At 70.2% G+C, this 15,525-nt stretch carries 10 protein-coding genes; all 10 read right to left on the minus strand.

Annotated features, from left to right (window positions below; all coding sequences use genetic code 11):
* Positions 1-105: 105 nt before the first annotated feature.
* The 10 genes from VHW64_RS03235 to rpoB all read right to left on the minus strand — a co-directional run bounded on the left by VHW64_RS03235 (position 106) and on the right by rpoB (position 15,192).
* On the minus strand, positions 106-465 hold the full coding sequence (locus tag VHW64_RS03235; protein ID WP_329649070.1) for a DNA polymerase ligase N-terminal domain-containing protein: 360 nt from the start codon (positions 463-465) through the stop codon (positions 106-108).
* Positions 458-958: a macro domain-containing protein gene (locus VHW64_RS03240; protein WP_329649071.1), complete on the minus strand. Its 501-nt coding sequence runs from the start codon at positions 956-958 to the stop codon at positions 458-460. Before VHW64_RS03240 ends, VHW64_RS03235 begins: the two co-directional genes overlap by 8 nt.
* A gap of 67 nt (positions 959-1,025) precedes the next feature.
* Positions 1,026-2,033 (minus strand): DNA topoisomerase IB, encoded by a 1,008-nt coding sequence (locus tag VHW64_RS03245; RefSeq protein ID WP_329649072.1) that lies wholly within the window; start codon positions 2,031-2,033, stop codon positions 1,026-1,028.
* Between the two features lie 139 nt (positions 2,034-2,172).
* A complete protein-coding gene (locus tag VHW64_RS03250; protein ID WP_329649073.1) occupies positions 2,173-3,135 on the minus strand; it encodes a hypothetical protein in 963 nt (320 codons plus the stop codon).
* 3 nt (positions 3,136-3,138) lie between these two features.
* Positions 3,139-3,969 (minus strand): hypothetical protein, encoded by an 831-nt coding sequence (locus VHW64_RS03255; RefSeq protein WP_329649074.1) that lies wholly within the window; start codon positions 3,967-3,969, stop codon positions 3,139-3,141.
* 35 nt (positions 3,970-4,004) lie between these two features.
* Complete coding sequence (locus VHW64_RS03260) at positions 4,005-5,234, minus strand: SAM-dependent methyltransferase (RefSeq protein ID WP_329649075.1); 1,230 nt, start codon at positions 5,232-5,234, stop codon at positions 4,005-4,007.
* Positions 5,235-5,329: 95 nt separating this feature from the next.
* A complete protein-coding gene (locus tag VHW64_RS03265; RefSeq protein WP_329649076.1) occupies positions 5,330-6,217 on the minus strand; it encodes an NUDIX domain-containing protein in 888 nt (295 codons plus the stop codon).
* A gap of 36 nt (positions 6,218-6,253) precedes the next feature.
* Complete coding sequence (locus VHW64_RS03270) at positions 6,254-7,501, minus strand: geranylgeranyl reductase family protein (protein ID WP_329649077.1); 1,248 nt, start codon at positions 7,499-7,501, stop codon at positions 6,254-6,256.
* Between the two features lie 173 nt (positions 7,502-7,674).
* Complete coding sequence (locus VHW64_RS03275) at positions 7,675-11,565, minus strand: DNA-directed RNA polymerase subunit beta' (RefSeq protein ID WP_329649078.1); 3,891 nt, start codon at positions 11,563-11,565, stop codon at positions 7,675-7,677.
* A gap of 123 nt (positions 11,566-11,688) precedes the next feature.
* Positions 11,689-15,192, minus strand: a complete 3,504-nt coding sequence (rpoB, locus tag VHW64_RS03280) for a DNA-directed RNA polymerase subunit beta (RefSeq protein ID WP_329649079.1) — start codon at positions 15,190-15,192, stop codon at positions 11,689-11,691.
* Positions 15,193-15,525 lie beyond the last annotated feature (333 nt).

A 15,525-nucleotide genomic window follows, 5' to 3' on the forward strand; every position in this document is an offset into this window, starting at 1 on the left:
CGCCTTTCGACCCGTCGAGTTTGGCCCTCCCGGGCCAACTCGACGGGTCGAAAGGCGCATCTCACTGGGTCAGAACTCGCCACTCAACAGGTCAGAACTCACCACTCAACGAGGGGGTTGGGATTTGGTGAGGTGGAGGAGCCAGCCCGAGCCGGTGTCGATGAGGGCGTAGCGACGAGGCCCCGCACGACCGTGCAACACGAACACGAAGCGCTTCTGCGTGCGGTCCTCCAGCTCCCACCAGCCCGTGTCCGCGATGTCCTTGTCGGCGTCGGTGTACGTCGCGTGGTCCAGGTCGTGGTCGCCGACGGCGACCGCGAGCCGGTCGGTCCGCGAGTCGGGCGGCATCCCCTTGGGCACCGCCCATGACCGCAGCACGCCGTTCTCCTCGAGCCGCAGGTCGTAGTGAGGCGCCGGCTTGCGGTGCTCGTGGAGCACGAACACCGGACGCGACGGCTCAGCCATCCGCCACCGCCGCCTCCAGGGCGGAGTACGTCGCGGCGTCGAAGGCCACCATCCGCGCCTCGTCGACAGACGTCGGCGTGGCCCGGAGCGTCTGCGCGGCGGCCGCGACCGCGTCGTCCTTGGGCCAGCTGTAGGCCCCCGCCGACACCAGGGGGAAGGCCACCGACCGCGCACCCAGCTCGTCGGCAACCTCGAGGGCCCGCGCGTAGCACGACGTCAGGAGCGACCGGTCGCGCTCGCCACGACCCCAGTTCGGCCCCACCACGTGGATCACCCAGCGAGCTCGCAGGTGCCCGGCGGTGGTCCAGCCGGCATCACCGGTGGCCAGCCCGTGCGGGAAGCGGCGGATGCAGTCCGCGAGCACCTCGGAGCCGCCTGCCCGGTGGATGGCCCCGTCGACACCCGCACCGCCGCGCATCGCTCGGCTGGCGGCGTTCACCACGGCATCCACCTCCTGCTCGGTGATGTCGCCCAGGACGACGGTCAGCTCCATGCCACCACCTTGGCCGAACGCCGCCGCCCCGGGAACCCGCATTCCGGGTCCGGGGACCCCGGCCGCCTCACGCCGTGCGCAGCAGCCGCAGGACGGCGCGCTCGAGGACGGCCTGTCGCTCGTCCGGCGACGCGACCTTGCGGCGACAGGCGGCCCGGATCGTGCGCCCCTCCTCGTAGGCGTCGACGACGCGCGGGTCGACGTACGACGAGCGCGCGAGGGCGGGGGTGTTCCCGAGGAACTCCGCGACCTCCTTCATCGCGGCCACGACGGCACGCCTCTTCGAGGCCTTGCTCCGGCCCGGCTCCTCGGAGGAGGCCAGGGAGGCGGCCGCCAGCACCGTGGCATGCCAGGTCCGGAAGTCCTTGGCGGTGGCGTCCACCCCGGCGGCGTCGCGCACGTAGTCGTTCACGTGCGACGCGGTGAGGTCGTGCCAGCGTCCGCGCTCCTTCCAGGCCAGCAGCTCGACCTCGGCGGGAGCACGGCGTGCCCGCATCACGTCCAGCGCGACCACGGTGGGCGGGTCGTCGATCCTCACCTCGTGCCGGACGCCGGACTTGCCGACGAAGTCGAAGACCAGCGACGAGCCGCGCTTGCGGACGTGCCGGCGCTGGAGGGTGGTCAGGCCGAAGCTGCCGTTCTGGTCGGCGTACACGTCGTTGCCGATCCGGAAGCACCCCAGGTCCAGCAGGCGCACGGCGGTCGCGCAGGCGCGTTCGCGCGACATCCCCGCAGCTCCCAGGTCACTGAGAACCCGCTCTCGGGCACGGGAGAGCACGCGCGCGAACTCCAGCACGTGGGCGTGCTTGGCCGCATCGCGTCGGAGCCGCCAGTCGGGGTGGTAGAGGTACTGCCGGCGTCCGGCGTCGTCGGTCCCGACCGCCTGGAGGTGTCCGTTCGGCCACGGGCAGATCCACACGTCGCGCCAGGCCGGCGGGATCACCAGGCCCTTGACCCGCTCGGCGTCCTCGACCCGGAGCCGGGTGCCCCCGTGGTCGAGGTAGACGAACCCGGAGCCCGCGCGTCGGCGGCTCCAGCCCGGGTCGGCCGGCGAGCTCCGCCTCAGCCGCGCCACATCCGCCCTCCCACTCTCACGGCGTCCACGTATCCCACCGGGGCCGTCGCATGCGAGCCGGGAGGAGGCCACCGAGCCGAGCCCGTCGTGCGGGGCAGGCTCCGGCGCAGGACAGGCGAGGTCAGTCCCGCGAGACCGGCTAGCGGGCCGGCGGTCGCAGGGAGCGGACCAGGACGACGATCGCGACGAGACCGAGCAGCCCTCCGGTGACCCAGGGCCAGGGGCTGCGGGAGGGCTCCTCGGAGGAGACCGGCGCGACCTCCGGACGCAGTCCCGGGCCGGCGGACTCGACCGGCGGCCCGACCTCCGCCTCGATCCGCGGCGGCACCCGCACCCGCAGGACCAGGGAGTCCGCGCCCTCCGAGGACACGTAGACGCGCCCGTCGTCGGCCACCGCGATGCCCTCCCCCTGGCGCTCCCGGGGCAGCGCGAACGAGCCCGCCGGCTGCAACGACGGCCAGTCGTAGACCACCGCCGTGGCGTAGCTGCGCACCAGCAGGTGCCTGCCGTCGGGGAAGAACGCACCGTCGGTCGCGACCGGCAGCACGCGTCCGACCGGCCGCAGCCGGTTGACCCCGGACCTGCCGAGCCGCGTGGGCACGGCGTAGAGCACGCCGCCGAAGACGCTCTTGGTGGCGATGTAGAGCCGCCCCGTCCTCGGGTTGCGCACCAGGGTCTCGGCGTCGGCCGGACCGTCGGGGTAGCGGAGCCGGTACGTCGTGGGGTGCTCGGTGCGCCGGCCGGGTCCGACCGCGACCCGCGCGACGTCGACGAACGGCCGGCGGGCGAGGTTGTCGCCGATGTCGCCGACCCAGACGGTGTCACCGCCGCCCGGCGCCAGGGCCTCGGTGTCGATCGGGTGGCTCGACCAGTGCGTGACGCCCACGGTCCGCCCGGTTGAGTCGACCGCGAAGACGCGGCCGGTGTCGCCGGAGTCGTTGGTCGTCAGGAACAGACCGCCCTGCACCACGAGGTCGCTGGCCTCGACGATCGCCGGGTCGGCGAGGTGGAGCACCTGGGTGCCCGACGACCCGGACCCGCTGGTCACGACGCCGAGCGCGAACGGCACGGCGGCGAGCAGCGCCGCGAACGTCTGCGGCACCTATCACGCCGCCGGCGCGGTCTTGAGGATCCGGCGGAGCTTGGCGGGCAGGCGGTAGTGGAGGACCGGTTGCAGGGTCCCTTCCGAGGACAGGAAGACGGAGCCGCCGGTGTCGGTCGCCAGCCCTTCGCCCTGCTCCTGCGACGGAAGCCGGAACGTCCCGACCTGCCTCAGGCTCGGCCAGGCGTAGAGAACCGCCTTCTCGTAGTCGCGGACCACGAAGTACTCGCCGCTGCGGAAGAACGCACCGTCGGTGGCCTTCACCAACGGCACCGACGCCAGCGGGGTGAGCATGTTGGTGTGGGTGCGGCTCAGCGGCTTGGGCACCGAGTAGAGGGTCCCGCCGGTGGGGCTCTTGGTCACGATGAAGAGCCGGCCGCTGTCCGGATCGCGCATCAGGGTCTCGGCGTTGTGCGGGCCGTCGGGGTAGACCAGGTGGTACTTCGCGGGACGCACCGTGCGGTTACCGCGCCCGACCGGCACCCTGCTGACCACGATGGACCTGCGCACGGAGTCGTTGTCGCCGATGTCGCCCACCCACACGTGACCCGCGTTGATCGGCGCGATCGCCTCGCAGTCCGTCTGGCGCTTCGCCCAGTGGGTGACCCCCACGGTGCGGCCCCGCGCGTTCATCGTGAAGATGCGGGCCGCGTCGCCGCTGTCGTTGGTCGTCACGAAGAGCCGACCGGCCTGCACCAGGGCGCTGTCCTCGTCGATGTCGCGGTCGTGGACGACGAACAGGACCGAGGTCCGGGCTGCGGGCGACGACGCCTGGGCGCCGAGCTCCAGGGAGCCCAGCAGGAAGGACGCCAGGGGCAGTGCGACCAGCGCCACCGACCACCTCCGGCGCCGGCGTCGGAAGGCCCGGCTCACCGCGGGTCCAGCAGCTCGCCCAGCCGGGGGGAGATCCCCCAGGCGCTGACCAGGTCGTCATACTCACGGCGCGGGTTCATGGTGCCGGACACGGTACCTGTCCTGAGCGCCCGGACAAGAGTGTTCCGGGGCGTGTGCCGACTGCCGACGAACTGCATCACCTCGACGCGGTAGCCCTGCTGGCGCAACAGCGACGCCCTGAGTGCGTCGGTCAGGGTGTCGGCCAGCCGTTCGCGCAGGATGCCGTCCTTGGTGAGCATCGCGTACGGCGCGGGCGGGCCCTGTCGGCGCAGCTGGCTGGCGATGTCGTGGTGGCAGCAGGGAGCGGCCAGCACCAGCGGCGCCTCCCACTGCACGGCGCGGGCGAGCGCGTCGTCGGTGGCCGTGTCGCAGGCGTGCAGGGCGAGCACGACGTCCGGGCGCACCCCTGGCCCCAGACCGGGCGACGCGTCGGCGATCGAGGAGGTCACGAAGGTTGCGGCGGCTCCGAGCTCGGCGGCGAGCCGCTCGTTGTGTGCCCGGGACTGCTCGCGCTGGTCGATCCCGGTCAGGTGCACCGGCAGGCCGCGCACGTGCCGGAGATAGCGCTCGGTGACGAAGGTGAGGTAGGCGTTGCCGCAGCCGAGGTCGACGACCTGGAGCGGCTCCTGGGGTGTCGGCGTCCGCAGGTGTCCCTTCTCCAGGGCCTCGCGCACCGAGCTGTCGAGGATCCGGAGGAACTCCTCGACCTGGCGATACTTGCCCTGCCGGCTCGGCTTGATCCGGCCCTGGTGATCGCTGAGACCCAGCGCCCGGAACACCGGGTCGTCCTGGGGCAGCAGGCGTCCCTTGTCGCGGTCGTGATCGCGGCGGGCCTCCTGGACACCCTCCTCGGACGCGACCCGTCGCCGATGGACGGCCGCTCCGCCCTTCTTGGTGACCCGCACCTGGACGCTCTCGGTCGCGCTCTCGGCGTGCCAGTTGCCGAACGGCAGCTCGAGCAGCTCGTCGACCGCTTGCTCGGCCGGCGTCCCCACCGGGTGGTTGCTGGTGTGGGCCTGGGTCTGGTCGTAGGACGTGACCTGGAGGTGGCGCCCGGTCTTCAGGTCGACGTAGCGCAGCTCGACCCGGCGCCACGGCGCCGGAGCGCCGCGCCGTCGCCCCGCGGCGACCGCGCGGACCAGGCCGTCGGCATCCAGGAGCGTCTCGCGCAGGCCGGCCAGCGCGAGGTCGAGCGGCTCGGTCATCGCCGCACGACCGCCGAGACGACGACGATGAGCAGCAGCCCCACCAGGGCGACCGGAATGACGAGTCGCCGGTGCCGGGGGTTCACCGGGTCAGTCTAGGTCGCGTGCGATGCGGCCAGCGCGGCCCGGACCACGTCGAGCACCGGCCGCTCCCCCGCCTCGATCTCGCGCAGCGGCACCCAGGCCACGGCGTCGGTGGTGCCGTCCACCTCCGCGACGTGCGGCTGGGCGTCGCCGGCGACCGTGGCCCGGAAGACGAGGTGCACCCCGTGGAAGTCCTCGAAGCGCCCGGACGGCGACGTCCCCCCGAAGTGCAGGTCGTGGACGTCGAGGAGCTCGCCCACCTCGCAGTCGACGCCGCACTCCTCGGCGACCTCGCGCACCAGCCCGTCACGCGGGGACTCGCCGTGGTCGAGACCGCCGCCGGGCAGCGTCCAGGACCCCGTGTGGAACCCCCGATCGGAGATCCGGGTGAGCAGCACGGCCTCTCCGCGCTCGACCAGCGCGTAGACGCCGACCCGCTGGAGCCGGAAGGGCTCGTGGTCGGCGAGCGCCTCCGCGGCGATGTCGGTCACCGGGAGGGCGCCGGAGCGGACGTCGGCCACCGGGTGCCAGGCCACCGCCATCGTCGAGCCGTCGACCTCCAGGACGCGCGGCGCCGGCGCGTCGGCCGGCACCCACGCGTCGTACACGATCCGCAGGGCCTGGTAGTCCCAGCGGCGGCCCTGGCGCCACATCGAGGGACGGTGCGCGGAGTAGACGCGAGCCGTCTCCCCCACCTGGGCGTCCAGGCCCGTCTCCTCGCGGATCTCGCGCACGAGCGCGTCGCGTGGGTCCTCACCGTGGTCGACGCCGCCACCCGGCAGGTGCCAGCGCTCGCGGGAGGAGATCCGGTGCGCCAGCTGGGTCAGCAGGATCTGTCCGTCGCGCACGATGAGCCCGTACGCCGCGACCCGCTGCACCTTCGGCAGGGCCTTGGCCATGGACATCTCCTCGTGGAACGACGTCCGGCCATCCTGTCAGGAGAAGGGCGGTCGCGCGTCGCGGGCCTGCGAGTGTCGACCCGCCCAGCGCCACACCCGGGCGGCCCGGTCGCGGTCGTCGTCGGTGACCAGGTTGCCCATCCACCGCAGGGCCAGGGTCATCAGCCAGTCCGAGCGCATCCCCACCGGCCCCAGCGCCGCCAGCAGCCTGGGCACGGTGACCAGGCCCGCCAGCCGGCGGGCGATGGAGAAGGCCTCGCCGTAGTGCTCGGTCAGCACCGCCGGCCAGGCCATGGCGAGGTCGGCACCCTCGGCGAGGAGCTCGGCCACGAGGCGCCCGCCCTCCAGGCCGTAGTCGATGCCCTCGCCGTTGAGTGGGTTGACGCAGGCCGCCGCGTCGCCGACCAGCGCCCAGTTGGGCCCCGCGACGCCGGTGACGGCGCCGCCCATGGGCAGCAGCGCGCTGGTCGGTGCCCGGAGCTCGTCGCCGAGCCCGAACGACTCGCGCACGCCGTCGGCGTACGACGACATCAGGGCGCGGACCTTGAGGTCGGCCGGCCGCTTCGCCGTCGCCAGCGTGCCGACGCCCAGGTTCACCTCGCCGGCTCCGGTCGAGGAGCCCAGCGGGAAGATCCAGCCGTAGCCGGAGAGGACCTCGTGGTGCTCGCCGCGCAGCTCCAGGTGCGAGCTGATCCACGGGTCGTCGGACATCGTCGAGGTGACGTACGAGCGCCCCGCCACGCCGTACACCGTGTCGCGGTGCCACTCTCGGCCCAGCATCTTGCCCAGCGGTGAGCGCACCCCGTCGGCCACCACGAGCCGCCGGCATCCGACCTCGAGCAGGTCCTCGCCACGGGCGAAGGTCACGCTGCTCACTGCTCCGCCCGCTCGGCGTACGTCGACCGCGCGGGCGCCGTCGACCGCGCGGGCGCCGGCCTTGATCGCGGTCGTGCGGAGGTGGTCGTCCAGCTCGGTGCGCGCGACGGCCGAGCCCCAGTCGGGGAGGGTGCCTCCCGGCCAGGGCAGCAGCACCGTCTGGCCGAAGCCGTGCGCGCGAAGGCCGCGGTTGACCGTGTGCGCGCGCAGCCAGTCACCCAGTCCGAGCCGCTCCAGCTCGCCGATCGCCCGCGGGGTGAGTCCGTCGCCGCACGTCTTGTCGCGCGGAAACACGGCCGCGTCGGTGAGCAGCACGTCGACGCCCAGCCGCGCCAGCCAGGCCGCGGTGGCCGAGCCGGCCGGACCCGCACCGACCACGAGGACGTCGGTCTCCTCGCGCGCGGTCATGGCGCCGATCCTCTCAAGGCGACCCTCCCCCACCCGAACCGCCCCGAGCCACCTCGTTGAGTTGGCCCTCCGGGCGCGTTGAGTCGGCCCTCCCGGCTCACGGGACGCCGTGAGAGCCGCGCTGGCCGGCCCCGAGGGCCAGCTCAACGCGCCCGGAGGGCCAGCTCAACTGATCAGTTCTGGTAGGAGCCGAAGTCGAAGTCGTCCAGGGCGACGGCCTGCGTGCCGGCATTGCCGAACTCGTAGTCGTAGGCGTCGTACCCGGTCACGGCGTACGCCGCGGCCCGGGCCTCCTCGGTCGGCTCGACCCGGATGTTGCGGTAGCGCTCCAGGCCGGTGCCGGCCGGGATGAGCTTGCCGATGATGACGTTCTCCTTCAGCCCGCGCAGGCTGTCGGAGCGCGCGTGGATCGCCGCGTCGGTCAGCACCCGGGTCGTCTCCTGGAAGGAGGCGGCCGAGAGCCACGACTCGGTGGCCAGCGAGGCCTTGGTGATCCCCATCAGCACCGGACGCCCCGAGGCCGGCTTGCCGCCCTCGGAGACGACGCGGCGGTTCTCCTCCTCGAACCTCGCCCGGTCGACCAGGTCGGAGGGCAGCAGGTTGGTGTCGCCCGACTCGATCACCGTGACCCGGCGCAGCATCTGCCGCACGATGATCTCGATGTGCTTGTCGTGGATCGACACGCCCTGGCTGCGGTAGACGGCCTGGACCTCCTCGACCAGGTGCTCCTGCGCCTTGCGGACGCCCAGGATGCGCAGCACCTCGTGCGGCTCCGGAGTCCCGACGGTGAGCATCTGACCGACCTCGATGTGGTCGCCGTCGGCGACCAGCAGGCGCGACCGCCTCGAGACGGGGTACTCCAGCACCTCGGAGCCGTCGTCGGGGGTGACCAGGATCTTGCGGGTCTTGTCGGTCTCCTCGATCTCGATCCGTCCGGCGGCCTCGGAGATCGGCGAGCGTCCCTTGGGGATGCGCGCCTCGAAGATCTCCTGGACCCGCGGCAGGCCCTGGGTGATGTCGTCGGCCGAAGCCACGCCACCGGTGTGGAAGGTACGCATCGTCAGCTGCGTGCCCGGCTCACCGATCGACTGCGCGGCGATGATGCCCACGGCCTCGCCGATGTCGACGAGCTTGCCCGTGGCCAGCGACCGGCCGTAGCACTTGGCGCAGGTACCGGTCTTGGCCTCGCACGTGAGCACCGACCGCACCCGCACCGTCTCGATGCCGGCCGCCACGAGCTCGCCGATCTTCACGTCGCCGAGGTCGTCGCCGGCCGAGGCCAGCACCTCGCCGCTCCCGGGGTGGACGATGTCGACGGCCGTCGCCCGGGCGTACGCCGAGGTCTCGACGTTGTCGTCCTTGCGGACCACGCCGTCCTCGCCCTTGACGCCGATCGTCTTCTGCATCCCGCGCTCGGTGCCGCAGTCGTCCTCACGGATGATGACGTCCTGCGAGACGTCGACGAGGCGACGCGTGAGGTAGCCGGAGTCGGCGGTGCGGAGCGCGGTGTCGGCCAGGCCCTTGCGAGCCCCGTGGGTGGAGATGAAGTACTCCAGCACCGACAGGCCCTCCCGGAAGTTCGCCTTGATCGGGCGCGGGATGATGTCGCCTCGCGGGTTGGCCACCAGGCCTCGCATCGCGGCGACCTGACGGATCTGCATCATGTTTCCCGACGCTCCGGAGTCGACCATCATGAAGATCGGGTTGGTCTTGTCGAAGGACTTCTCCATCTCCTTGGCGACGTCGTTGGAGGCCTGGGTCCAGATCTCCACCAGCTCCTGGCGACGCTCCTCGTCGGTGACCAGGCCGCGCTCGAACTGCTTCTGCACCTTGCTGGCCTGCGCCTCGTAGTCGGCCAGGATCTCGGCCTTCTTCGCCGGCGTGGTGACGTCGTCGATCGAGACCGTCACCCCGGAGCGCGTAGCCCAGTGGAACCCGGTGTCCTTGAGGGCGTCCAGGGACGCCGCGACCTCGACCTTGGTGTAGCGCTCGGCCAGGTCGTTGATGATCGCGCCCATGGCCTTCTTGCCCACCTCGTAGTTCACGAAGGGGTAGTCGGCCGGCAGGGTGTCGTTGAACAGCGCCCGACCCAAGGTCGTCTCCAGCGTGATCGACTGACCCTCCTGCCAGTCCTCGCCGAGCTCCAGCGGCGGCACGATGTCGTCGAACCGGATCCGGACCTTGCTCTGCATCGAGATCTCGCCGCGGTCGAAGGCCATGATCGCCTCGGCCACGGTGGAGAACGCCCGGCCCTCGCCCGGCTCACCCTCGCGGTCGGTGGTCAGGAAGAACAGGCCGATGATCATGTCGAGCGTCGGCATCGTCACCGGACGACCGTCGGAGGGCTTGAGGATGTTGTTGGTCGACAGCATCAGGATCCGCGCCTCGGCCTGGGCCTCGGCCGACAGCGGCAGGTGCACCGCCATCTGGTCGCCGTCGAAGTCGGCGTTGAACGCCGAGCACACCAACGGGTGGATCTGGATCGCCTTGCCCTCGATCAGCTGGGGCTCGAACGCCTGGATGCCGAGTCGGTGGAGCGTCGGCGCGCGGTTGAGCAGCACCGGGTGCTCGGTGATGACCTCCTCGAGGACGTCCCACACCACGGCGTACCGGGACAGACCCGACGTCGCCCGCTCGACCATCCGCTTGGCGGACTTGATGTTCTGGCTGTGCGACAGGTCGACCAGCCGCTTCATCACGAAGGGCTTGAACAGCTCCAGCGCCATCTGCTTGGGCAGGCCGCACTGGTGCAGCTTCAGCTGCGGGCCGGACACGATCACCGAGCGGCCGGAGTAGTCGACGCGCTTGCCGAGGAGGTTCTGACGGAAGCGGCCCTGCTTGCCCTTGAGCATGTCGGACAGCGACTTCAGCGGCCGGTTTCCCGGACCGGTGACCGGACGGCCACGACGGCCGTTGTCGAACAGCGAGTCGACGGCCTCCTGGAGCATCCGCTTCTCGTTGTTGACGATGATCTCGGGCGCCCCGAGGTCCAGCAGGCGCTTGAGCCGGTTGTTGCGGTTGATCACCCGGCGGTACAGGTCGTTGAGGTCGGACGTCGCGAAGCGGCCGCCGTCGAGCTGGACCATCGGGCGCAGGTCCGGCGGGATCACCGGAACGGCGTCGAGCACCATGCCCTGGGGCTTGTTGCCGGTCTTGCGGAACGCGTCGACGACCTTGAGCCGCTTGAGGGCCCGGATCTTGCGCTGGCCCTTGCCGTTGGCGATCGTGTCGCGCAGGCTCGCGACCTCGGCCTCGATGTCGAAGTCCTGGAGGCGCCGCTGGATCGCGGTCGCGCCCATGAAGCCCTCGAAGTACTTGCCGAACCAGTTCTTCATCTCGCGGTAGAGCATCTCGTCGCCCATGAGGTCTTGGACCCGCAGCGACTTGAAGGTGCTCCAGACCTCCTCGAGCCGGTCCAGCTCGCGCTGGGCCCGGTCGCGGATCTGCTTCATCTCACGCTCGGCACCGTCGCGCACCTTGCGGCGGGCGTCGGCCTTCGCGCCCTCCTCCTCGAGGGTCGCGATGTCGTCCTCGAGCTTCTTGGCGCGCTCGTCGAGGGCACCGTCACGGCGCTTCTCCAGGCGCTCGCGCTCCAGGCCCACCTTGTTCTCCAGGGTGGCCAGGTCGCGGTGCCGGGCGTCCTCGTCGACGGAGGTGATCATGTACGCCGCGAAGTAGATGACCTTCTCCAGGTCCTTCGGGGCGAGGTCGAGGAGGTACCCGAGCCGGCTCGGGACACCCTTGAAGTACCAGATGTGGGTCACCGGAGCGGCGAGCTCGATGTGGCCCATCCGCTCGCGGCGGACCTTGCTGCGGGTCACCTCGACGCCGCAGCGCTCGCAGATGATGCCCTTGAAGCGCACGCGCTTGTACTTGCCGCAGTAGCACTCCCAGTCCCGGGTGGGACCGAAGATCTTCTCGCAGAAGAGGCCGTCACGCTCGGGCTTGAGCGTGCGGTAGTTGATCGTCTCCGGCTTCTTGACCTCGCCGTGGCTCCAGGTGCGGATGTCCTCCGCGGTGGCCAGGCCGATCCGAAGCTGGTCGAAGAAGTTCACATCGAGCACGGTGGCTGCATTCCTTCGTTCGTTTTTCGAAACTGTTGGTGAGCTGGGACTGGGGCTCCCCGCCTCCCGCTGGCTCGGGACGGTCGCGCAGCGACCTCCTCGACCGGCGGGAGCCGGGGTTCCTCAGACTTCTTCGACCGAGCTGGGCTCGCGACGGGACAGGTCGATGCCGAGCTCCTCGGCGGCCCGGAAGACGTCTTCCTCGGCGTCCTTGAGCTCGATCTGGGAACCGTCCTGCGACAGCACCTCGACGTTGAGGCAGAGCGACTGCATCTCCTTGACCAGCACCTTGAACGACTCGGGGATCCCGGAGTCGGGGATGTTCTCGCCCTTGACGATCGCCTCGTACACCTTGACCCGGCCCGGCACGTCGTCGGACTTGATGGTCAGCAGCTCCTGGAGGGCGTAGGCGGCGCCGTAGGCCTCCATCGCCCAGACCTCCATCTCGCCGAACCGCTGGCCACCGAACTGGGCCTTACCGCCCAGGGGCTGCTGCGTGATCATCGAGTAGGGGCCGGTCGACCGTGCGTGGATCTTGTCGTCGACCAGGTGGTGGAGCTTGAGGATGTACATGTAGCCGACCGAGACGGGGTCGGGGAACGGGTCGCCGGAGCGCCCGTCGAACAGCCGCGCCTTGCCGTCTCTGCCGACCACCCGCTGACCGTCGCGGTTGGGCAGTGTCGAGCCCAGCAGCCCGGTGATCTCGTCCTCCTTGGCGCCGTCGAAGACCGGCGTCGCCAGGTTGGTGTCGGGGTCGGCCTTGTCGGCGTGGATCGAGATCAGGCGCTGCTTCCAGTCCGAGGACTTCGGGTCGTCGGAGAGGTTGAGGTCCCAGCCCTGCTTGGCCAGCCAGCCCAGGTGCAGCTCGAGGATCTGCCCGATGTTCATCCGGCGGGGTACGCCGAGCGGGTTGAGGATCACGTCGACCGGGGAGCCGTCCTCCATGAACGGCATGTCCTCGATCGGCAGGATCTTGGCGATCACGCCCTTGTTGCCGTGACGTCCGGCCAGCTTGTCGCCGACCGAGATCTTCCGCTTCTGCGCGACGTACACGCGCACCAGCTGGTTGACGCCCGGCGGCAGCTCGTCGCCCTCCTCACGGTCGAAGAGCCGGACACCGATGACGGTGCCCTCCTCGCCGTGCGGAACCTTCATCGAGGTGTCGCGGACCTCACGGGCCTTCTCGCCGAAGATCGCGCGCAGCAGCCGCTCCTCCGGGGTCAGCTCGGTCTCGCCCTTGGGCGTGACCTTGCCGACCAGGATGTCGCCCGTGGTGACCTCGGCGCCGATCCGGATGATCCCGCGCTCGTCGAGGTCGGCCAGCATCTCGTCGGAGACGTTGGGGATGTCGCGGGTGATCTCCTCCGGACCCAGCTTGGTGTCGCGCGCGTCTACCTCGTGCTCCTCGATGTGGATCGAGGTGAGGATGTCCTCCTGCACCAGGCGCTGGCTGAGGATGATCGCGTCCTCGTAGTTGTTGCCCTGCCACGGCATGAAGGCCACCAGGAGGTTGGCGCCCAGGGCCATCTCGGCCTCGTCGGTGCAGGGGCCGTCGGCGATCGGCGATCCCTCGGCCAGCTTGTCGCCCTCGGCGACCAGCGGACGCTGGTTGATGCAGGTGCCCTGGTTGGAGCGGCGGAACTTCGAGAGCTTGTACGTCGTGTAGGTGCCGTCGTCGTTCATCACCTCGATGGCGTCGGCCGACACCTCCTTGACCACACCGGCCCTCTCGGCCGTCAGCACGTCACCGGAGTCGACCGCGGCGCGGTACTCCATGCCGGTGCCGACCAGGGGCGCGTCGCTGGTGATCAGCGGCACGGCCTGGCGCTGCATGTTGGCGCCCATCAGCGCGCGGTTCGCGTCGTCGTGCTCCAGGAACGGGATCAAGGCCGTCGCGACCGACACCATCTGGCGCGGCGAGACGTCCATGTAGTCGACCTCGTCGGCCAGGATCTCGCTGACCTCACCGTGGCGCTGGCGGACCAGCACGCGCTCCTCGGCGAACTTGTTCTTGTCGTCGAGCGGCGCGTTCGCCTGGGCGATGACGTACTTGTCCTCGTCGTCAGCGGTGAGGTAGTCGATCTGGTCGGTGACCTTGCCCTTGACGACCTTGCGGTAGGGAGTCTCCACGAAGCCGAACGGGTTGATCCGGCCGAAGGTGGCCAGCGACCCGATCAGACCGATGTTGGGACCCTCGGGGGTCTCGATCGGACACATCCGGCCGTAGTGGCTGTGGTGGACGTCGCGGACCTCCATGCCGGCCCGGTCACGGGACAGACCTCCGGGGCCCAGCGCGTTGAGCCGGCGCTTGTGGGTCAGGCCCGAGATCGGGTTGGTCTGGTCCATGAACTGGCTCAGCTGGGAGGTGCCGAAGAACTCCTTCAGCGCCGCCACGACGGGACGGATGTTGATCAGGGACTGCGGCGTGATCGCCTCGACGTCCTGGGTCGTCATCCGCTCGCGGACCACTCGCTCCATGCGGGCCAGACCGGTGCGGAGCTGGTTCTGGATCAGCTCGCCCACGGTCCGCATGCGGCGGTTGCCGAAGTGGTCGATGTCGTCGGCCTGGACCTCGATCGGCTTGCCGTCGGCGTCGACGTATGTCGTGCCGGCCTTGTCGACCAGGTCGAGGTCGCCGTTGTGGAGCCGGACGATGTAGCGGATCGCCGCGACGATGTCGTCGATGGTCAGCGTCTGCTGGTCGAACGCCGCGCGCAGGCCGAGCTTCTTGTTGATCTTGTACCGCCCGACCTTGGCCAGGTCGTAGCGCTTGGGGTTGAAGTAGTAGTTGTTCAGCAGCGTCTGCGCGGCCTCACGCGTCGGGGGCTCGCCCGGGCGCAGCTTGCGGTAGATGTCGAGCAGCGCCTCGTCCTGGGTCTCGGTGTGGTCCTTCTCCAGGGTGAGCCGGATCGACTCGTAGTCGCCGAACTCCTCGAGGATCTGCTCGTTGGTCCAGCCGAGAGCCTTGAGCAGCACTGTGACGTTCTGCTTGCGCTTGCGGTCGAGGCGGACGCCGACCATGTCGCGCTTGTCGATCTCGAACTCCAGCCAGGCGCCACGGCTCGGGATCACCTTGGCGGTGTAGATGTCCTTGTCCGAGGTCTTGTCGGCCGTCTTCTCGAAGTAGACGCCCGGCGAGCGGACCAGCTGGCTCACCACGACACGCTCGGTGCCGTTGATGACGAAGGTGCCGCGGGACGACATGAGCGGGAAGTCGCCCATGAAGACCGTCTGGCCCTTGATCTCGCCGGTCTCGTTGTTGGTGAACTCGGCGGAGACATAGAGAGGTGCGGAGTAGGTGAAGTCCTTCTCCTTGCACTCCTCCACGGTGTACTTCGGGTCGTAGAAGACCGGGTCCTCGAACGACAGGCTCATCGTCTCGGAGAAGTCCTCGATCGGGGAGATCTCCTCGAAGATCTCCTGCAGACCGGACTTGTGGGAGACGTCCTCGCCGGCGGCCTCGCGAGTCGCGACCTGCTCGGTCCACGCCTCGTTGCCGATCAGCCAGTTGAAGCTGTCGGTCTGGAGCGAGAGGAGCTTGGGGACTGCGAGCGGTTCGCTGATCTTCGCGAACGAGATGCGCTTCGGCTGGGTGGTGGAGGTATCGGCGGTGGTGCGCGCGGCCAAGATCTGTCCTTCGACTGACGAGGCGGAGACGCGCCCATCCACCACTTCAATCAGCCACCGGGTAGGCGATCAGCATTTGAGGGCAGGCGCAAAGAAAGATCGTATCGCAGAAACCCGCGCACCACAAATGGCATCCGACCTGCGGGTCAGACGTCCCCCCGAGTGTGAACCGAGGAGGCCCTCAGGTCAAGCACCTCCCCACAGGCGCGCCCCGTCGCTGAGCCGAATTTACCTGGCCGAGCGCTGACCCGGCCCTTGTTCACCGGGTCTCGCGCTGACCCGGCTCTTGTTCACGTCGTACGTCGTCGACTCGGAGTCGTCAGGTGCGAACGA

Source organism: Nocardioides sp. (assembly GCF_036267815.1).
Classification (GTDB): domain Bacteria; phylum Actinomycetota; class Actinomycetes; order Propionibacteriales; family Nocardioidaceae; genus Nocardioides.